The organism is Kaistia sp. SLG-1, assembly GCF_059699055.1.
Window position 1 is genome coordinate 1183555 of sequence record NZ_AP048544.1, and the last position, 16796, is coordinate 1200350.

14 protein-coding genes are annotated in these 16796 nt (G+C 68.3%); 6 read left to right on the plus strand and 8 right to left on the minus strand.

Features of this window, described 5'->3' with window-relative positions; genetic code table 11:
* The first annotated feature begins 67 nt into the window (after positions 1 to 67).
* Complete coding sequence (locus AC6HZP_RS05230; protein WP_201402578.1) at positions 68 to 958, plus strand: carbohydrate ABC transporter permease; 891 nt, start codon at positions 68 to 70, stop codon at positions 956 to 958.
* A gap of 231 nt (positions 959 to 1189) precedes the next feature.
* On the opposite strand, the gene AC6HZP_RS05235 is transcribed toward AC6HZP_RS05230, so the two are convergent.
* Positions 1190 to 2194 carry a succinylglutamate desuccinylase/aspartoacylase family protein gene (locus AC6HZP_RS05235; RefSeq protein WP_497525680.1) on the minus strand — a complete coding sequence of 335 codons (1005 nt, stop codon included), beginning with the start codon at positions 2192 to 2194 and terminating at the stop codon, positions 1190 to 1192.
* 126 nt (positions 2195 to 2320) lie between these two features.
* Between AC6HZP_RS05235 and AC6HZP_RS05240 the strand changes: the two genes are divergently transcribed.
* Complete coding sequence (locus AC6HZP_RS05240) at positions 2321 to 3061, plus strand: MBL fold metallo-hydrolase (protein ID WP_497525681.1); 741 nt, start codon at positions 2321 to 2323, stop codon at positions 3059 to 3061.
* 32 nt (positions 3062 to 3093) lie between these two features.
* Here AC6HZP_RS05240 and AC6HZP_RS05245 read toward each other — a convergent pair whose 3' ends face one another.
* Positions 3094 to 3903 carry an SDR family NAD(P)-dependent oxidoreductase gene (locus AC6HZP_RS05245; protein WP_497525682.1) on the minus strand — a complete coding sequence of 270 codons (810 nt, stop codon included), beginning with the start codon at positions 3901 to 3903 and terminating at the stop codon, positions 3094 to 3096.
* A 195-nt stretch (positions 3904 to 4098) separates the two neighbouring features.
* On the opposite strand from AC6HZP_RS05245, the gene AC6HZP_RS05250 reads away from it, so the two are divergent.
* Complete coding sequence (locus AC6HZP_RS05250) at positions 4099 to 4590, plus strand: RidA family protein (protein WP_497525683.1); 492 nt, start codon at positions 4099 to 4101, stop codon at positions 4588 to 4590.
* A gap of 5 nt (positions 4591 to 4595) precedes the next feature.
* On the opposite strand, the gene AC6HZP_RS05255 is transcribed toward AC6HZP_RS05250, so the two are convergent.
* The 6 genes from AC6HZP_RS05255 to AC6HZP_RS05280 all read right to left on the minus strand — a co-directional run bounded on the left by AC6HZP_RS05255 (position 4596) and on the right by AC6HZP_RS05280 (position 11168).
* Complete coding sequence (locus AC6HZP_RS05255) at positions 4596 to 5408, minus strand: IclR family transcriptional regulator (protein WP_497526740.1); 813 nt, start codon at positions 5406 to 5408, stop codon at positions 4596 to 4598.
* A gap of 77 nt (positions 5409 to 5485) precedes the next feature.
* Positions 5486 to 6568, minus strand: coding sequence for an ABC transporter ATP-binding protein (locus tag AC6HZP_RS05260; RefSeq protein ID WP_497525684.1), 1083 nt, complete (start codon positions 6566 to 6568; stop codon positions 5486 to 5488).
* A complete protein-coding gene (locus AC6HZP_RS05265) occupies positions 6565 to 7599 on the minus strand; it encodes an ABC transporter ATP-binding protein (RefSeq protein ID WP_497525685.1) in 1035 nt (344 codons plus the stop codon). Before AC6HZP_RS05265 ends, AC6HZP_RS05260 begins: the two co-directional genes overlap by 4 nt.
* Positions 7596 to 8621 (minus strand): ABC transporter permease, encoded by a 1026-nt coding sequence (locus AC6HZP_RS05270; protein WP_497525686.1) that lies wholly within the window; start codon positions 8619 to 8621, stop codon positions 7596 to 7598. Before AC6HZP_RS05270 ends, AC6HZP_RS05265 begins: the two co-directional genes overlap by 4 nt.
* Before the next feature lies 1 nt (position 8622).
* Positions 8623 to 9483 carry an ABC transporter permease gene (locus AC6HZP_RS05275; RefSeq protein WP_497525687.1) on the minus strand — a complete coding sequence of 287 codons (861 nt, stop codon included), beginning with the start codon at positions 9481 to 9483 and terminating at the stop codon, positions 8623 to 8625.
* Positions 9484 to 9578: 95 nt separating this feature from the next.
* Positions 9579 to 11168: an ABC transporter substrate-binding protein gene (locus AC6HZP_RS05280; protein ID WP_497525688.1), complete on the minus strand. Its 1590-nt coding sequence runs from the start codon at positions 11166 to 11168 to the stop codon at positions 9579 to 9581.
* A gap of 315 nt (positions 11169 to 11483) precedes the next feature.
* Between AC6HZP_RS05280 and AC6HZP_RS05285 the strand changes: the two genes are divergently transcribed.
* Genes AC6HZP_RS05285 through AC6HZP_RS05295 form a run of 3 tightly spaced genes read left to right on the plus strand, consistent with a single transcriptional unit; the run spans position 11484 to position 16787 of the window.
* On the plus strand, positions 11484 to 13574 hold the full coding sequence (locus AC6HZP_RS05285) for a hydantoinase/oxoprolinase family protein (RefSeq protein ID WP_497525689.1): 2091 nt from the start codon (positions 11484 to 11486) through the stop codon (positions 13572 to 13574).
* Entirely contained in the window at positions 13574 to 15049 is a 1476-nt protein-coding gene (locus AC6HZP_RS05290; RefSeq protein ID WP_497525690.1) for a hydantoinase B/oxoprolinase family protein, read from the plus strand. Before AC6HZP_RS05285 ends, AC6HZP_RS05290 begins: the two co-directional genes overlap by 1 nt.
* Positions 15042 to 16787, plus strand: coding sequence for a hydantoinase B/oxoprolinase family protein (locus AC6HZP_RS05295; protein ID WP_497525691.1), 1746 nt, complete (start codon positions 15042 to 15044; stop codon positions 16785 to 16787). The genes AC6HZP_RS05290 and AC6HZP_RS05295 overlap by 8 nt, the downstream gene beginning before the upstream one ends.
* Positions 16788 to 16796 lie beyond the last annotated feature (9 nt).

Here is a 16796-nt window from a genome sequence, read left to right on the forward strand (position 1 = left end):
TGCCGCGCTCCGAAGACCACGCGGCGGGAGGCCGCGGGAACGAAGAGCACGATCGGACGGGAATTCAATGACAGGCTGGATCAACAGGGTCAGTCGCGAGACGCGGATCAGCTGGGGCTTTGCCTCACCGGGGCTGCTGCTGCTCGCCATCGTCATGGGCTTTCCGCTCCTCTATGCCTGCCTGCTCTCGGTCTCGTCCTACACGCTCTTGAAACCGGCGATCCTGCCGATCGTCGGCGTCGACAATTTCGCCACCATGATGGCGAGCGACCGCTTCTGGAACGCCACCTGGCTGACGGTGAAGTATTCGGTCGTCACCGTTGCCGGCGAGTTCGTCATCGGCCTCGGCATCGCGCTGATGCTGAACCGCGTCGTCCGCACCAAGCCGATCTACTTCGCCATCCTGACCATCCCGATGGCGATGTCGCCGGTCAGCGTCGCCCTGATCTGGCGCATGCTGCTGCAGCCCAATCTCGGCATCGTCAACCATCTGATGGAGACGATGGGCCTGCCGCGGCTCGACTGGCTCGGCTCGCCCAATCTCGCGCTCTGGACCATGGCCGGCATCGATATCTGGCAGCAGATGTCCTTCGTCGTGCTGATCCTCGCCGCCGGCCTCGCCTCGCTGCCGCGCGAGCCCTATGAGGCGGCCGAGGTCGACGGCGCGCGCGGCTGGCAGCAGTTCTGGTTCATCACCTTGCCGATGCTGCGCCCGGTCGCCGCGATCACCGTCATCATCCAGCTGATCAACGAATTCCGCACCTACGACCTGCCCTATGTGCTGACCAAGGGCGGGCCGGGCACGTCGACCGAGGTGCTGAGCTTCTTCGCCTACCGCCAGGCCTTCCTCGGCCTCTCGATCAACGAGGGCGCGGCCGCCGCCTTCGTCCTGCTCGTCATCGTGCTCGCCATGACGGTGGTGTTCTTCTCGCTGCTGGAAAAGCAGGCGAAGGGGTAGGGCGCCTATCCCTCCACCGCGCCGGGGCTCCGTCCCGGGCCCCGCGCTCCCCGTCATCCCTGCGGAAGCAGGGATCTCATGCAGCGCGAAGCTTGAGCGTCTAGGCTCCCAGAACCCGGCTGAATGGATCCCGGCTCGGAGGCCGGGATGACGGCGAGCGTGGGACGGGCTCGGACCCAGAGAACCCAGATATTGTTTCAAGCAGCCGGCCGGCTCCGCTCCGATCCCGGTTCAGGCGAACCGGGCGAGGTTCAGCAGGCTGTCGCCGGATTGGCTGTGGGTGTGCAGGCGGCGTGACAGGACGATGCCGCCTTCCTGGAAATGGAGCGTTTCCGGCGCTTCCAGCGGGCGTTCCAGGTCGTGCAGCCAGCCGGCGACGTCGCCCGCCGCGACCGTGTCGCCGATCTCGACCGCCGGCTCGAACCAGCCCTCGCGCTCGGCATAGACGAAGAGCGACTGGCCGCCGGTCGAGAGCACGATGGTTTCCGGGCCGCGATCGGCGTCGGTGTAGAGGATCGGCCGATTGGTGATGCCGACGGCCTGCAGCAGATTGTCGACCGCGCGCTGCGTCACCGCCATGGTCGCCTTGGTCGCCGTGGCGCCGCCACCGAATTCACCGGAGAGCGCGATGCAGCCGGCGCGCAGCGCCGCCGCCATCGAGGTCGGCGAATCCGGGCCGTTGTCGGCGATCATGCCGTAGGGCAGGCGCATCGCCTGCATCAGCTCCAGTCCTCGCGAAAAGCGCTCGCCGTCGCCGCTGCGCTCGATCAGGCTGCAGATCAGGTGGTCCATGCTGGTGCCGCCGGAATGCAGGTCGAGCACGACCTCGTGGCGCGGGAAGATCTCGTGCTCGATGTAATGCGCCATGCGCTGGGTCGGGCCGCCATAGGGGTTGCCCGGAAACGAGCGGTTCATGTTGCCGCCGTCGAAGGGCGAGCAGCGCTTCGCGGCCATGACGGCCGGCGTGTTCGCCGCCGGCAGGATGGTGAGCGAGCCGCGGATGTCGGCGGCCTCGATCAGCCGGATCGCCTTCAGCAGCGTCAGCTCGCCCTCATATTCGTCGCCATGGTTGCCGGCCATCAGCACCAGGCTCGGGCCGTCGCCGTTCTTGATCCGGCAGACGGGCATCTTGATCTGGTAGTAGGGCGAGCGGTCGATCGAATAGGGAAAGCTGAAGAAGCCGACCTGCTTGCCGTCCTTGTCCCAGTCGATGTCGGAAAAGGCGCCCGTATGCATCGTTGATATCCTTCATGATGGGGTTTCGTTGCGCCGCGGCGCAGCGTTGACTGGAGTCTGGGACGAGATCGACCGCGGGGCCGCAAGGGAACGGGCCCCGGTGGGGAAAAGGGAGTGGAGACGGCGATGCGTATCGAAGAGGGGCTCTATCTGGTGATGAGCGGCGGCGGCGGCTTCGACCTGACCGACGCGTTCGACTGCAACGTCTTCCTGGTCGAGACCGGGGAGGGCCTCGCGATGTTCGACGCCGGCGCCGGCCGCTTTCCCGACCAGGTCTTCGACGTGCTGGAGGAGGACGGCATCGACCCCGCGAAGATCCGCCATCTGTTCCTGACGCATGGCCATGCCGATCATTCCGGCGGCGCGGCGGCGCTGCGCGAGCGGCTCGGCCTGACGGTGCATGCGGGTGCCGCGACGGCGGCCATGGTCTCGGCCGGCGACGAGGAGGGGATCAGCCTCGGCAAGGCGAAGCGCGGCGGCGTCTATCCGACAGACTACGCCTACCGCGCCTGTCCGGTCGACCGTGTCTGGGCGCCGGGTGAGGCGCAGCGCTTCGGCGACGTCACCGTCGAGCTGGTCCCGACGCCCGGCCACAGCCGCGACCACGTCTCCTATCTGGTGACCACGCCGCGCCGGCGCATGCTGATCGGCGGCGACGCGCTGTTCCATGGCGGCAAGGTGGCGATCCAGGACATCGTCGATTGCGACATCGCGGCGATCTGCGAGACGGTGCGCGTCCTCGCGGCGCTGGAATTCGACACGCTGTTGCCCGGCCATCTCGCCTTCACGCTGAAGGACGGCCACCGTCACGCCGAGCTGGCGCTGGCCTGCGTCAACCGCCTGCAATGCCCGCCCTCCATCATCTGACCGTTCCGACCGGGAGGCTGGCCGCATCGCGTTCAGCCTTCGCGCATGCCGCCGAAGATCATCGAGGACATGCCGCCGTCGACGGTGAGGGTGGAGCCGGTGACGAAGCTCGAGCTGTCCTCGGCCAGGAACAGGGCGGCGGCGGCGACCTCGTGCGGCAGGCCGGGGCGCCCCAGGATCACCTCGTCGCGCAGCTCGGCGGCGAGCTTCGGCTCGCTGTAGCCGGTGTGGTCGCCGGTCACGTCGACGGGGCCGGGGGCGATCATGTTGACGAGGATGCCGTGGCGGGCGAGGTCGACCGCCATGGCGCGCGTCAGCATGGCGACGCCGCCCTTGGTCGCGACATAGGCGGCCGCCTCCGGCTCGGCCATGAAGGAATTCACGGAGCCGATGGTGATGATCCGGCCGGTCCGGCCGCCCTTGCCCGCGCCCGCTGCGACCATGGCGCGCGCGCCGGCGCGGCAGGCGAGGAAGGTTCCGGTCAGGTTGACGTCGACATAGAGGTCCCAGTCGCGATCGGTGAGATCGAGGAAATTGCCGGTGCCGCCCTTGATCGCGCCGGAGGCGACCAGGATGTCGAGGCCGCCGAGTTTCTCGACCGCCCGGTCCGTCGCGTCCAGGACGGCGGCGCGGTCGCCGAGGTCGCAGGCGATCGGGATGGCGCCCTGCGCGTTGAAGCGGGTGGCGGCGAGCGGCCCCGGAAGGTCCATCGCCACGACCAGGGCGCCCTCGCGCAGGAAGGCCTCGACCGTGGCGCGGCCGATGCCGCCGGCGGCGCCGGTGACGATCGCCGCCTTGCCGGCAAGGCGCCCCGCCTTGGCTGAACCCGCGCCCGTGATCATCGCCCGCTTCCACTCCCCGACCGCCGGGCTTCCGGCAAAAGCCGTGCCCTGCTTGACCTCATGGGGCAGAATGCTAACGTTCCACTTTAATGCGCGCAATTGCATAACTATGGAATTGAAGGGCCCGGGCTCTTCCGGCCCGGGCGCACGATCAATCGAAAGGCGCGCCCCAGCGCGCGGAAGCGAATGGCCCGGATGCACGACCCCATCTCCCGCGCGACCGGGTCCGTTCAGGACCGGCTGCGCGCGCTGAAAATCGACCTGCCCAGCCCGCCGGCGCCGGTCGGAAGCTTCGTCACCCATGTCCGCGAAGGCAATCTGCTGTTCCTGTCGGGGCAGGGACCGACGCGGGCGGACGGGTTTCTTTTTCAGGGCCGGGTCGGCGACGACGTGACGCCGGAAGAGGCCTATGACCACGCCCGCGTCACGGGGTTGAACCTGCTGGCGGTGATGCAGGAGGCGCTCGGCTCGCTCGACCGGGTGCGCCGGGTGGTCAAGCTCTTCGGCATGGTCAATGCCGTGCCGGAATTCGGCGCGCATCCGCAGGTGATCAACGGCTGCTCCGACCTGTTCCTGGCAGTCTTCGGCGAGGAGCGGGGCCGGCACGCGCGATCGGCCGTCGGCATGGCGTCGTTGCCGAACCGGATCACCGTCGAGATCGAGGCGGTGGTCGCCATCGAGGATTGACGGCCTCAGCGCTCGCGCCAGCCGAGACGGCGCTCGATCGCCTCGGAGGCGCCGCGCACGGCTTCCGCGTAAAGGGCCGAATTGGCGACGACCTTGTGTTCCGGCAGTACGATCGAGATCGTCGCGACGCAGGCGCCCGCCCGGTCGCAGATCGGCGAGGCGACGCAGGAGACGAGGAAATCCGTCTCGCTGATCTGGATCGACAGCCGCTCCCGGAAGGCGAGGCCGGCGAGCTTCGACAGCTTCAGCGCATCCGTCTCGGCGCGCTCGGTCGGCGAGGCGCAGGCGGTGCGGCGGAAGATCTCGATCCGCTCCGGCTCCGGCAGGTGGCCGATCAGCAGCCGTCCCGACGCGGTCCAGTTGAGCGGCACGCGCGTGCCGACCTCCGACAGGATGCGGAAAGGACCCGGCCCCCTGGCCATGGCGAGCACGACCATGTGGCCGTCGTCGCGGCCGCAGATCTGCACGGATTCGCCGATCTCGCGTCCGAGCTGGTGCATGACATGGCTCGCCTCGCCGAGGAAATCGAGCGAGCGGGCATAGGCGAGGCCGTAGTGATAGAGCCGGGCGCCGAGCCAGACCAGGCCGTCGGCGCGGCGCGACAGCATCTCGCGCTCGACCAGTTCGTCGATGACGACATAGACGGTCGAGAGCGGCGCGCCGACCGCCTTGGCGATGGTGTAGCTGCCGGCCGGTTCGCCGGTCTGGTAGAGATGGTCGAGGATCTGCAGGGCGCGGTCCATGCCGCTGACCCGCGCCCGACGGGGTAACTTATCCGGCTCAGGAGTTTCGCCCGTGCCGCGCTGGGGGGATTTCATGGCGGTCACTTTCCGTTCCAGTGGCCGATATTGCATATATCTGGAACAGTCGCGCGTCCACCGCAGCGTCGGGAACCTCAACCCGGCGCGAGGCTGAGTTCGCCGGGGAAATGGCAGGCGACGGTGTGATCCGCGGCTCTGTTTTGCTGGGGCGCGTTTTCTTCACGCGAACCGGCATCCACTTCGCTCGAAAACGCTATCGCCCCGTGCGGTCGCAGCGCCGGGCGTTCCTCGGCGCAGATCGCGCGGTCCTTGCCGACCGGGCAGCGGGCGCGGAAGACGCAGCCCTTCGAGGCGCCGCTGCCGAGCGGCGAGACCTCGCCCTCCAGCACGATGCGCTGGCCCGTCTTGGCGCCGACGCGCGGCACGGCCGAGAGCAGGCTGACCGTGTAGGGGTGCTGCGGATCGGCGAAGAGTTCCTTGGCCGTGCCGCTCTCCATCACCTGGCCGAGATAGAGCACGGCGAGGCGGTCGCAGAAGAACTCGGCGACCGTCAGATCGTGCACGATGAAGACGTAGGAGACGCCGAGCTTCTCCTGCAGATCCTTCAATAGGTTGAGGATCTGCGCCTGCACCGAGACGTCGAGCGCCGAGATCGGCTCGTCGAGCACCACCAGCTCCGGCTCCAGCACGAGCGCGCGGGCGATGCCGATGCGCTGGCGCTGGCCGCCGGAAAACTGGTGCGGCCGGCGATCGGCGAATTCCGGCCGGATGCCGACCAGCTCCAGCATGGCGTCGACCTTGGCGCGGCGTTCCCTGGCGTCGCCGAGGCCGTGCACGATCAGCGGTTCCTCGACGAGGTCGCGCACGCTCATGCGCGGGTCGAGCGTGCCGGTGCTGTCCTGGAACACCATCTGCATGCGCCGGCGCAGCTTTCGCATCGGTTCTGGCGCGAGGCTCGCGACGTCGATGCCGTCGAAGCGGACGCTGCCGCCGGTCGGCTCGACGAGACGGAGGATGGCGCGCGCCGCCGTCGACTTGCCGCAGCCGGATTCACCGACGAGGCCGAACGTCTCGCCGCGTCCTACGGTGAAGGAGATGCCGTCAACGGCGCGCAGTTTTTCGCGGCTTGGTTTGAACGGATTGCTGCTTCGCGCGGCAAAGCTCTTTTCGAGATGATCGACGACGAGGAGCGGCGAAGTTGTGTCGCGTCCGGTCATGATGCGGCGACCTCGCTGGCGCGGGCAGCGCGCTCGGCGGCGAAATGGCACTCGACAAGCGACGGCCCGGCGACGGTCTCGATTTCGACCGGGGCAGGCTGGTGCGCGCGGCAGATCTCGCGGCCATGGCCGAAGAAGCAGCGCGGCTCGAAGGCGCAGCCGGAGGGCATGGCCGAGAGGTCCGGCGGCATGCCGGGAATGGCTCGGAGCCGCGTGCCGATCCGGGCAGGATCCGGAATGCTTTCGAGCAGGGCCTGCGTATAGGGATGGGTCGGTTTGGCGAGGATCGCCTCGGTCGGGCCGCGCTCGACGATGCGCCCGGCATACATGACCTGCACCACGTCGCAGAACTCGGCGACGACGCCGAGATTGTGGGTGATGAGCAGCACCGCGACGCCATGATCGGCGACGACGCGCTCCAGAAGCGACAGCACCTGCGCCTGCGTCGTCACGTCGAGCGCCGTCGTCGGCTCGTCGGCGATGATAAGATCCGGCGCATTGGCGAGCGCGATGGCGATCATGACGCGCTGGCGCATGCCGCCGGAATAATGATGCGGATAGTCGTCGAGCCGCCGTTCCGCCGCCGGCACTTCCACTTCGCGCAGCAGCTCGACGGCCCGGGCGCGCGCCGCCTTGTGGCTGAGGCCCGGCTGGTGGCGGCGCAGCGTGTCGATCATCTGCGCGCCGACCGTCTGGATCGGGTCGAGCGCGCCCATCGGATCCTGGAAGATCAGCGACACGGTCTTGCCGCGGATCGTCTTCATCGCCCTCTCGCCAAGCCCCACCAGGTCACGGCCGTCGAGCAGAACCTGGCCCGAAGCAATGCGGCCGGGCTTGTCGATCAGGCTGAGGATCGAGAGCGCCAGCGTGGACTTGCCGCAGCCGGATTCGCCGACGATCGCCACCTTCTCGCCGCGCCGGACCGTGAGCGAGACGTCGCGCACGGCCGCGACCGCGCCGGCGCGGGTGGCGAATTCGGTGGTGAGGCCGCGAACCTCCAGCAGGGGCGGCTGGTTCGTCGTTGCGCTCATCGTCCGCCTCCCTGGCTCTGGGCGACGCGCGGATCGAGCATGGCGGCGAGGATGTCGACGACGAGGCTGGTCAGCACATAGATGAAGGCGGAGAGCAGGATGAAGGCCTGCACGACGGAGAAATCCTGCTTCAGCACGCCGTCGGTGACGAGGGCGCCGGCGCCCGGCCAGACGAAGACGCGCTCGACCAGCACGCTGCCGGCGAGCAATTGCCCGAACAGCAGGCCGGCGGCGGTGAGCGTCGGCAGGAAGGCGTTCGGCAGCGCGTGGCGGACATAGGCGGCCCAGCGTGTCAGGCCACGCCCGCGCGCGACGGTGATGAACGGCTCGCGCGTCACCCCTTCGAGATTGGCGCGGAGCAGCCGGTAGAGGAAGCCGAACGGCATCAGGCCGAGTGTCAGCGCCGGCAGGATCAGGTGGCGGATCGCGTCCTTGAAGGCGGTCCAGTCGCCGGCGAGGAGCGAATCCACCGTCAGCAGGCCGGTGACGGTCGGCGGCGGGATGATGCGCAGACCGAGCCGCCCCTCCGGGCCGGGCAGCCAGCCGAAGCCCTCGAAGAAGATTAAGAGCATCATCAGGCCGAACCAGAAGGGCGGCACGCCCTGGGCGAAGAAGGAAAGCGCCCGTACGCCGCCATCCGAGACCGGGCCGCGCCGATAGACCGAGACGAGGGCGCAGGAGACCGCCGCGACGAAGGCGAAGAAGAAGGCGAAGAGGCCGAGCTCGATGGTGGCCGGGAAACGGGCGAGCAGCAGGCCGGCGACCGATTGCCCGGTCGAATAGGAGAAGCCCCAGTCGCCCGACAGGAAGCGCTGCATGTAGATGAGGTACTGGCTGAGGATCGAGCCGTTCAGGCCGAGCTCGGCGCGCAGCGCCTGCACCGCCTCCTCGCCGGCGAACTGGCCGAGGAAGAGGCGGGCCGGATCGCCGGGCGTGAGGCGCAAGAGCACGAAGGCGATCAGCGATGCGCCGATCAGCGAGATCAGCGAAGTGACGATGCGGCCCGAGATCAGTCTCAGCATGTCAGCGCACCTGGTTGCGCGCCGAGCGCGGGTTCAGGCTCTCCTCGAGCCGGTCGGCGAGGAGGTTGGCGGCGATCACCGCGAGCAGCACGCCGAGGCCGGGGAAGAGCGCCAGCCACCATTGCCCGGTCAGCGCATATTGCAGGCCGTCGGTGATCATCGCGCCCCATTCGGGCTCCGGGATCTGCGCGCCGAGGCCGATGAAGCCGAGGCCGGCCAGCGTCAGGATGGCATAGCCGAAGACGGAGGCGCATTGCACCAACATGGTCGGGGCGGTGTGCGGCAGCAGATGGCGGGCGATGATGCGGCCGCGCTTCGCGCCCATGGCGACGCTCGCCTCGACGAAGGGCATGGTGCGGATTTTCAGGATATCGCCGCGCATCAGCCGGGCGAAGAAGGGCACGGAGGAGAGCGCGATGCCGATCGCCGCCGTCTTCAGGCCGACGCCGAGCCCGACCGTCACCGCCATGGCGAGGATCAGCGGCGGGAAGGCGGCGAGCGCGTCGATGATGCGCATCAGCATGGTGTCGACGACGCGGCCGCCGATCCCCGCCGCGACGCCGATCGCGCCGCCGACGACGAGGCCCGCCAGCACCACGATAGCGCCGACGGCGAGCGAGATGCGGGCGCCGGTGAGGAAGCGGGCGAACACGTCGCGGCCGTTGCTGTCGGTGCCCATCGGATGGGTGAAGGAGGGGGCGGCGAGCGGCGCGCCGAAATCCATGTCGAGCGGGCCGAGCGGCCAGAGGAGCGGCCCGATGAGGGCGCCGAGGATCAGCAGGGCGGCAATCAGCGTGGCGAGGGCGAACGCCTTGTCGTCGCCGATCCGCCGCAGCGCCGTCCCAACCCAAGCTCGTTTCACCAGCGGCACTCCGCATAAAGCACTGCGCGCGGCCCATGGACCGCGCGCTGTTTTCGGATCGGTCGACCGGGCGGAGGCCCGATCAATGCGTTATGTTACCGGCCCCAGAGATTGAGGTCGAACGGACCGTCCTGGGCGAAGTGCCAGTCCTTGACGTCGGCCGAGACGACGGCCGTGTAGACGTCGGCATAGACCGGGATGCGCGGGCTGTCGGCCACCCAGATCTTGGCGATCTTGTCCCAGAGCGCCTGCCGCTCGGCATCGCTCTTCAGGTCGTGGCGGGTGTCGAGCAGGGCTTCCGCTTCCTTGCTGCAGTAATTGCTGGTGTTGTAGGCGGAGGCGCAGCGCAGGTCGTAATCGAGCAGCCAGGCCGGATCGTCGACCGACGGGCCGTCGAAGCGGACGATCGCCGAGGTCTTGGTCTTGGCGCCGACCGCTTCCTGATAGCCTGAGGCCGGCAGCTTGCGGATCGTCAGGTTGACGCCGATCTGCGACCAGGCGCCCTGGGCGATGGTGGCGATCTGCTCCTGATCGTTCTGGCCCTCGCGGATGATGATCTCGGCGGTGACCGGGGTCTTCACGCCGGATTCGGCCAGCAGCTTCTTCGCCTTCTCGAGGTCATAGGCGCGCGCCGCGCCGATTTCCTTGTTGTAGGCCGGGAACTGCGGCGGGTAGGGGCCGTAGAAGGTCTCGCCGAAGCCGTGCGCGACGTTCTTCAGGATGGCGTCATAGGGCAGCGCGTAGGAGAGCGCCTCGCGGAACTTGGCGTTGTCGAACGGCGCGACCTGGTTCGGCAGGCCGATCAGCTGCCAGCGCGCGGTCGGGACTTCGATGACCTTGAGGCCGTCGGCGCCCTTCAGGCTCTCGACCGAGGCCTTCGACAGGCCGAGCGTCACGTCGGCCTGCTTGTTGCGGGCCTGCAGCAGCAGCGTCGCGTTGTCGGTGATGAAGTTGACGATGACGTCCTTCTCGCGCGGCGCTTCGCCGAAGAAGTCCGGATTGGCCTTGAACACGGCGCGGACGCCGGGCTGGTAGTCGGCGAGCAGATAGGGACCGCTGCCGGCGGCGTGGCCGGCGAGCCAGGCCTTGCCGCCATTCGCCTCGACCGTCTTCAAATCGATGATGCCGAGATTGGGCTGGGTCAGCGCATGCGGCAGCAGCGGCTCGCCGCGCTTCAGCTTGATCACGACGGTCGTCGCGTCCGGCGCCTCGATCGCCTCGGTGTTGCCGAACTGGGCCGCCTCGAGGAAGTAGGTGCCGCAGGTGCCGCTCTTCAGCACGTATTCGAGCGAGGCCTTCACGGCGGCCGCGTCGAGCGGATTGCCGCTCGGGAATTTCAGCCCGTCGCGCAGCTTGAAGGTGAGCACCTTGCCGTCGTCGGAGACCTTGTAGCTCTCGGCCAGGTAGCCGACGATCTTGGTCGTGTCCTCGGTGGTGACCTTGACGCCCTCGGCGGCGTTGGCGACCGGCTTCGCCTCGTAGCGCAGGAGCGGCGTGTAGAGCGGGGCCAGGAAGCCGTCATCGGCGATGTCGCAGACGATGGTCGGATCGAGCGTCGGCGGCGGCAGCGAATAGTTGATGACGAAGGGGCCTTCGGCGGCGGTCGCGGCGAGCGGCGCGAGGGCCGTCGCGGCGAACGATATGGCCAAGGCGCCGGCCCGGACGCGCGCGGAAATACCAGACATGAGTCAATCCTCGATTGGCTTGCGGATCATGGTCGCACCGCGTTGGGACGTAGTCCGGGGGGCCGGCCTGCTGCCTGGACGGGGACGATTGTGGCAGATTAAGCGCGAAGTCCCCGCGCTGCGCGGCGCGAAATTTTAAGTTTCGCTAAAATCGTGGATTTTCGTCCCCCTTGCTTGGGCCGCGAGAGAACATCGATCCTTATATCGTTCCGATCCATCTGGTAAAAGCACGGTTCTACTGCTCGGGAGAGAATTTCTTTGCGTTGGCTGTAACGTTAGGGAAGTTCGCAACCTGCAATTGATCGGGAACAGATGATGTCGCACTGGAATGTCGGTATTGACGTTGGCGGAACCTTTACGGATCTCGTGGCCATCGGTCCCAATGGCGAGTTCCGCGCCACGAAGACACCGTCGACGCCCGATCAGTCGGACGGTGTTCTGAACGGCCTCGGCCGCCTCGCGACCGAGCTGGGCCGCTCGCTGGCCGATTTTCTCGGCGAATTGCCGCTCATCGTGCACGGAACCACCGTCGCGACCAATTCGCTGCTCGAATACAATGGCGCCAAGGTCGGCCTGATCACGACCAAGGGCTTTCGCGACGAGATCGAGTTCCGCCGCTCCTACAAGGAGAGCGTGTTCGACCCGCGCCTGAAGCCGCCGCACGCCATCGTGCCGCGCCGCTCGCGCATCGGCGTCGCCGAGCGCGTCGACCATCAGGGCAACGTGCTGACGCCGCTCGACGAGGCGGAGGTCCGCGCGGCCTGCGAGGAATTCCGCCGCCAGGGCGTCGAGGCGGTGGCGATCTGCTACCTCTTCTCCTTCGTCAATCCGGCGCATGAGCGCCGCACCGCCGAGATCGTGCGCGAGGAGCTGCCGGACGCGTTCATCTCGCTCTCCTGCGACGTGCTGCCGGAAATCCGCGAGTTCGAGCGCGTCTCGACGACGACGGTCAACGCCTTCGTCGGCCCGCGCGTCAACGCCTACCTGACCCATCTCGAAGAGCGGCTGCGGAGCCAGGGCTTCAAGGGCGAGCTCTTCATCATCCAGTCGAATGGCGGCGTGCTGTCGGCAGGCGAGGCGGGGCGCTACGCCGTCAACACGCTGCTCTCGGGACCGGCCGGCGGCGTCACGGCCGGCTCCTATCTCGGCGAGATGGCGGGCTACGACAATCTGATCACCGTCGACATGGGCGGCACCAGCTACGACATCGCGCTGATCGAGAACCTGCAGCCGGCGGTGACGACCGAGAGCTGGATCGGCCGCTACCGCATCGCGCTGCCGATGCTCGACATCCACACCATCGGCGCCGGTGGTGGCTCGATCGCCTGGGTCGATGCCGGCGGCGCGCTGCAAGTGGGACCGGCGAGCGCCGGCTCCTATCCGGGCCCCGCCTGCTACAGCCGCGGCGGCACGCGCCCGACCGTCACCGACGCCAATGTCGTGCTCGGCCTGCTCAATCCCGACTTCTTCCTCGGCGGCGAGATGGTGCTCGACCGCGAGAAGGCAGTCGACGCGGTGCGCCGCGAAGTGGCCGAGCCGCTCGGGCTCTCGGTCATCGAGGCGGCCTCGGCGATCATCGAGTTGGTCAATTCCAACATGGCTAACGCCACGCGGCTGGTGACCACCAAGCGCGGCCGCGATCCGCAGCAGTTCGCGCTCGTCGCGGCCGGCGGCGCCGGCGGCATCCATGCCGGCAAGCAGGCCGAGGAACTCGGCATCCGCACCGTGATCGTGCCCGGCCTGGCGCCCGTCTTCTGCGCGCTCGGCGACAACGTGGCCGACCTGAAGATCAGCGAGAGCCGCACCCATATCGGCCGCGTCGACGAGCTCGATTTCGAGGCGCTGAACACGATGTTCCAGGAGATGGAGCAGCGCGCCCGCGGCCGCCTCGCCGGCCAGGCCGTGGCCGGCAATTTCGAGATCAAGCGCAGCCTCGACATGCACTATGTCGGCGAGGTGCACGAGGTGACGGTGCCGATCCGCTCGCGCACCCGCCGCATCACCAAGCTGAACCTCGACGCGACGCTTGGCGATTTCCACGAGCTGCACGAGCGGCTGTTCGCGCACAAGGATCCGAGCCAGCCGGTCGAGATCCTGACGCTGCGGCTCGACCTGATCGGCGTGCGCGAGCGGCCGCGCATGATCCCGCAGGAATTCGGCGACGAGGATGCCTCGGGCGCGCTGAAGGGCGAGCGGCAGGTGCATTTCGACGTCGAGCCGACGAAGGTGCCGGTCTATGATGGCGGCCTGCTCAAGGCCGGCAGCTTCATTCCGGGGCCGGCGATCATCGAGCAGTGGGGCACCACCATCGCCGTCTATCCGGGCCATGAGTGCCTGATCGACGCCTATGGTAATGTCATCATCGAGATCGGCCAGGCTCGGACGGCGGCGGAGCGCGCCGCCTGATGATCCGCTCGCAGATCCTCTACAGCCGCATCGCGGCGATCGCCCGGGAGCTGGCCGAGACGGTGGGCCGGACCGCCCGCTCGCCGGGCCTGACCGAGGGCCGGCGCTATGCCGCCGCGCTCCTGACGGGCGAACCAAAGCTCGTGGCGCAGGCGCAGTACGACGCCAGCCACGTCTTCCTGATCCGCGACAGCGTCGCGGCGCTGCTCGATCGCTTCGCCTTCAATCTCGGCGAGGGCGACATCGTCCTCGTCGGCGATCCCTATAGCGGCGGCTCGACGCCGCAGGCCCTCACCATCGCCGCGCCCTTGTTCTACGAGGGCGAGCTGGTGCTGTTCCCGGCCGTCCGCGCGGAGATGGCGGATCTCGCCGGCGAGTTTCCGGGATCGCTGCATCCCTTCGCCTCGGAGACCTGGCAGGAGGCGGTGCGCTTCACGCCGCTGAAGCTTTATCGCCACGGGCTGCTGCAGCGCGACGCGCTCCGCTTCATGCTGCGCAACAGCCGCGCCGAGAGCCAGGTCCGTGCCGACATCGAGGCGATCGTCTCCGCACTTCGTGCAGCTTCCGCCTCGCTCGTCGCGCTGATGGACGAGAAGGGCCGCAAGGCGACCGAGACGGCGATCGCGCAGACGATCGCGCACAGCCGCGCGCTGGGTGCCGCCGAGATCACCGAGCGCTTCGGCGCCGTCGACCGGACGGAGCGGACGAGCCTGCCGGTCTCGGTCGATGCGTCGGTCGATCTCGTCGTCCGCGTCACCACCTCCGACGGCCATCTCGGCCTCGATTTCACAGGCACGGGTTCCAATCGCTCCGGCCCCTACAACATGACGCCCGGCCAGGCGAAGGGCTACGCGCTGGTGGCGGCGCTGGCGGAATCGCTCGATGCGACGACGCTGAACGACGGCCATCTGCAGCTGGTCTCGATGACCGCGCCGAAGGGCTCGCTGGTCGATCCGGTGCTGCCGGCCGCGACCGGCCTTTCGGATGCCGTCACCGCGCATCATCTGGTCGGCCTCGTCCGCGCCGCGCTCTTTGGCGGCGAGGCGCCGGACGAGACGCGGCTCGACGGCGTGCAGCCGGCCGTCCTCGCCTTCCTGCCGATCGGCGCCGAGGACAATCCGCCGATCAGCCTCGATCCCGGCTTCTCGCTCTCGGCGCAAGGCTGGGGACCACCTGTGCTCGCCGGCCGTCGCCTGATGCCGTCCGCCGAGGTGCTGGAGGCGCGCGAGCATTTCAATCTCGTCAGCCGCGAGATCGGCGCCGATGGGCGGATCCACGCCGTCATCCGTAATGACGGCCCGACGCTCGAGGGCAATTTCTTCGTGCCGCGCGACGCGGGCGGCCCGCGCGGCCGGCTCACCCTCGTCGTCGACGGCGCCCGGCAGGTGCTGGAGAGCGCCGTGCTCGTCGTCATCCCGCCCGGCGGGCTGATCGAGTTCATCTACCCGACCTATGCGGAGCGCGCCGATGGATAAGAGAAGTTTCGTTCTGTCGCAGGTCGTCGCCGGCTCGCTCAACACGATCGCCGACGAGATGAGCGCCACCGTGACGCGGACGGCGCGCTCGCCCGTCTTCAACGAGGCGCATGACTTCACCACCGCCATCTTCGAGATGAAGGACATGAAGTCCCGGCTCGTCGCCCAGTCGCCGGGCTGCACGCTGCATCTCTATGCCGTGGCGATGGCCGTCGACCGCGCCATCGACGCGTTCAAATACGACCTGCAGCCGGGCGACGTGATCCTTGCCTCCGATCCCTACAATGGCGGCACGCATATCCCGGATCTCGTCGTCATCACGCCGGTGTTCCACGATCGCAAGCCGGTCCTGTTCCCGGCCGTGCGCGCCCATATGGGCGATGTCGGCGGCCCGGTCGCCGGCGGCTACAACCCGCATGCCCGCGACGTCTGGCAGGACGGGCTGGTGATGCCGCCGGTCAAGATCGTCGAGCGCGGCGAGAAGCGCGCCGACATGTTCGACCTGATCGTCGCCAACAACCGCATCGCCCACTGGATCAACGGCGACCTCGACTCGATGATCGGCGCCTGCCAGCTGGCGAGCCGCCGCATCGGCGAGCTGTTCGACCGCTACGGCCTCGACACCGTCCGCGACGCCATCCAGGCGAATGTCGACTATTCGGAGCGCCGCGTGCGCGCCGAGATCGAGAGCTGGGCTGACGGAGAGTACTACGCCGAGACCTTCGTCGACCACGATTATCAGGGCCAGCGCGACGTCAAGATCGCCTGCAAGGCGATCGTTCGGGGATCCGACCTGACGCTCGATTTCACCGGCACGGACCCGCAGGTGAAGGGCTTCATCAACAGCCCGATCGCCAACACCATGTCGTTCATCTTCATTGGGCTGACGACCTGCTGCGACGAGGACATCCCGATCAACGAGGGCTGCATGGCGCCGGTGACGGTGATCGCGCCCGAGGGCACGGTGATCAACCCGAAGCGGCCGGCCCCGGTCGGCACCTGCACCTGCTCGGCCGGCGCCGAGGTGACCGAGGCGGTGCTGCTGGCGCTGGCGCAGTGCGCGCCGAAGCGCGTCGGCGTCAACGCCCACAAGATGCCGCTCGTCATGTCCTATGGCAGCTACGACGACGAGCGGATGTGGGTGTTCCTGAACTTCATCGGCTTCACAGGCGGCGCGGGTGCTGCCTACGAGACCGATGGCTGGGGCCTCTATCCGCCGCTGATGACGGGCGTCATCCTGCCGTCGATCGAGATGACCGAGATCCAGTATCCGACCCGGATCCTGAAGCACGAATATGTCGCCGATCAGACCGGCGCCGGCCGCTGGCGCGGCACGCCGGGGCTGGAGACGATCACCCAGCATCTCGTGCCGAACCAGACCAGCGTGATGATGGAGGGCGTTCGCCACACCGCCAAGGGCATGGTCGGCGGCGAGCACGGCGCCTCGAACCGCGTCTATCTGGCGACGCCGGAAGGCGCCGAGACCGAGATCCCCGAATACGCCTTCATGCATCCGCTCGAGGCCGGCGGCGCCATCCGCACCATACGCGGCGGCGGCGGCGGCTGGGGCGACGCGATGGAGCGCGCGCCGGAGACGGTGCGCGAGGACGTCATCGACGGCTATGTCACGCGCGAGGGCGCGCTCGCCGATTATGGCGTCGTGCTTGACGAGGAACTCGGGATCGACGTCGCCGCGACCGAGGCGGCCCGCGCCGCCCGGCTCGCCCGCGCCGCCTGACGTCGGAAC

What these genes read in the sequence shown, in the direction of transcription:
- AC6HZP_RS05295 (WP_497525691.1), top strand. Translation starts at nt 15,042, where the DNA reads ATGGATAAGAGAAGTTTCGTTCTGTCGCAGGTCGTCGCCGGCTCGCTC.
- AC6HZP_RS05265 (WP_497525685.1), bottom strand. Translation starts at nt 7,599, where the DNA reads ATGAGCGCAACGACGAACCAGCCGCCCCTGCTGGAGGTTCGCGGCCTC.
- AC6HZP_RS05260 (WP_497525684.1), bottom strand. Translation starts at nt 6,568, where the DNA reads ATGACCGGACGCGACACAACTTCGCCGCTCCTCGTCGTCGATCATCTC.
- AC6HZP_RS05255 (WP_497526740.1), bottom strand. Translation starts at nt 5,408, where the DNA reads ATGAAATCCCCCCAGCGCGGCACGGGCGAAACTCCTGAGCCGGATAAG.
- AC6HZP_RS05290 (WP_497525690.1), top strand. Translation starts at nt 13,574, where the DNA reads ATGATCCGCTCGCAGATCCTCTACAGCCGCATCGCGGCGATCGCCCGG.
- AC6HZP_RS05270 (WP_497525686.1), bottom strand. Translation starts at nt 8,621, where the DNA reads ATGCTGAGACTGATCTCGGGCCGCATCGTCACTTCGCTGATCTCGCTG.
- AC6HZP_RS05235 (WP_497525680.1), bottom strand. Translation starts at nt 2,194, where the DNA reads ATGCATACGGGCGCCTTTTCCGACATCGACTGGGACAAGGACGGCAAG.
- AC6HZP_RS05280 (WP_497525688.1), bottom strand. Translation starts at nt 11,168, where the DNA reads ATGTCTGGTATTTCCGCGCGCGTCCGGGCCGGCGCCTTGGCCATATCG.
- AC6HZP_RS05285 (WP_497525689.1), top strand. Translation starts at nt 11,484, where the DNA reads ATGTCGCACTGGAATGTCGGTATTGACGTTGGCGGAACCTTTACGGAT.
- AC6HZP_RS05240 (WP_497525681.1), top strand. Translation starts at nt 2,321, where the DNA reads ATGCGTATCGAAGAGGGGCTCTATCTGGTGATGAGCGGCGGCGGCGGC.
- AC6HZP_RS05250 (WP_497525683.1), top strand. Translation starts at nt 4,099, where the DNA reads ATGCACGACCCCATCTCCCGCGCGACCGGGTCCGTTCAGGACCGGCTG.
- AC6HZP_RS05245 (WP_497525682.1), bottom strand. Translation starts at nt 3,903, where the DNA reads ATGATCACGGGCGCGGGTTCAGCCAAGGCGGGGCGCCTTGCCGGCAAG.
- AC6HZP_RS05230 (WP_201402578.1), top strand. Translation starts at nt 68, where the DNA reads ATGACAGGCTGGATCAACAGGGTCAGTCGCGAGACGCGGATCAGCTGG.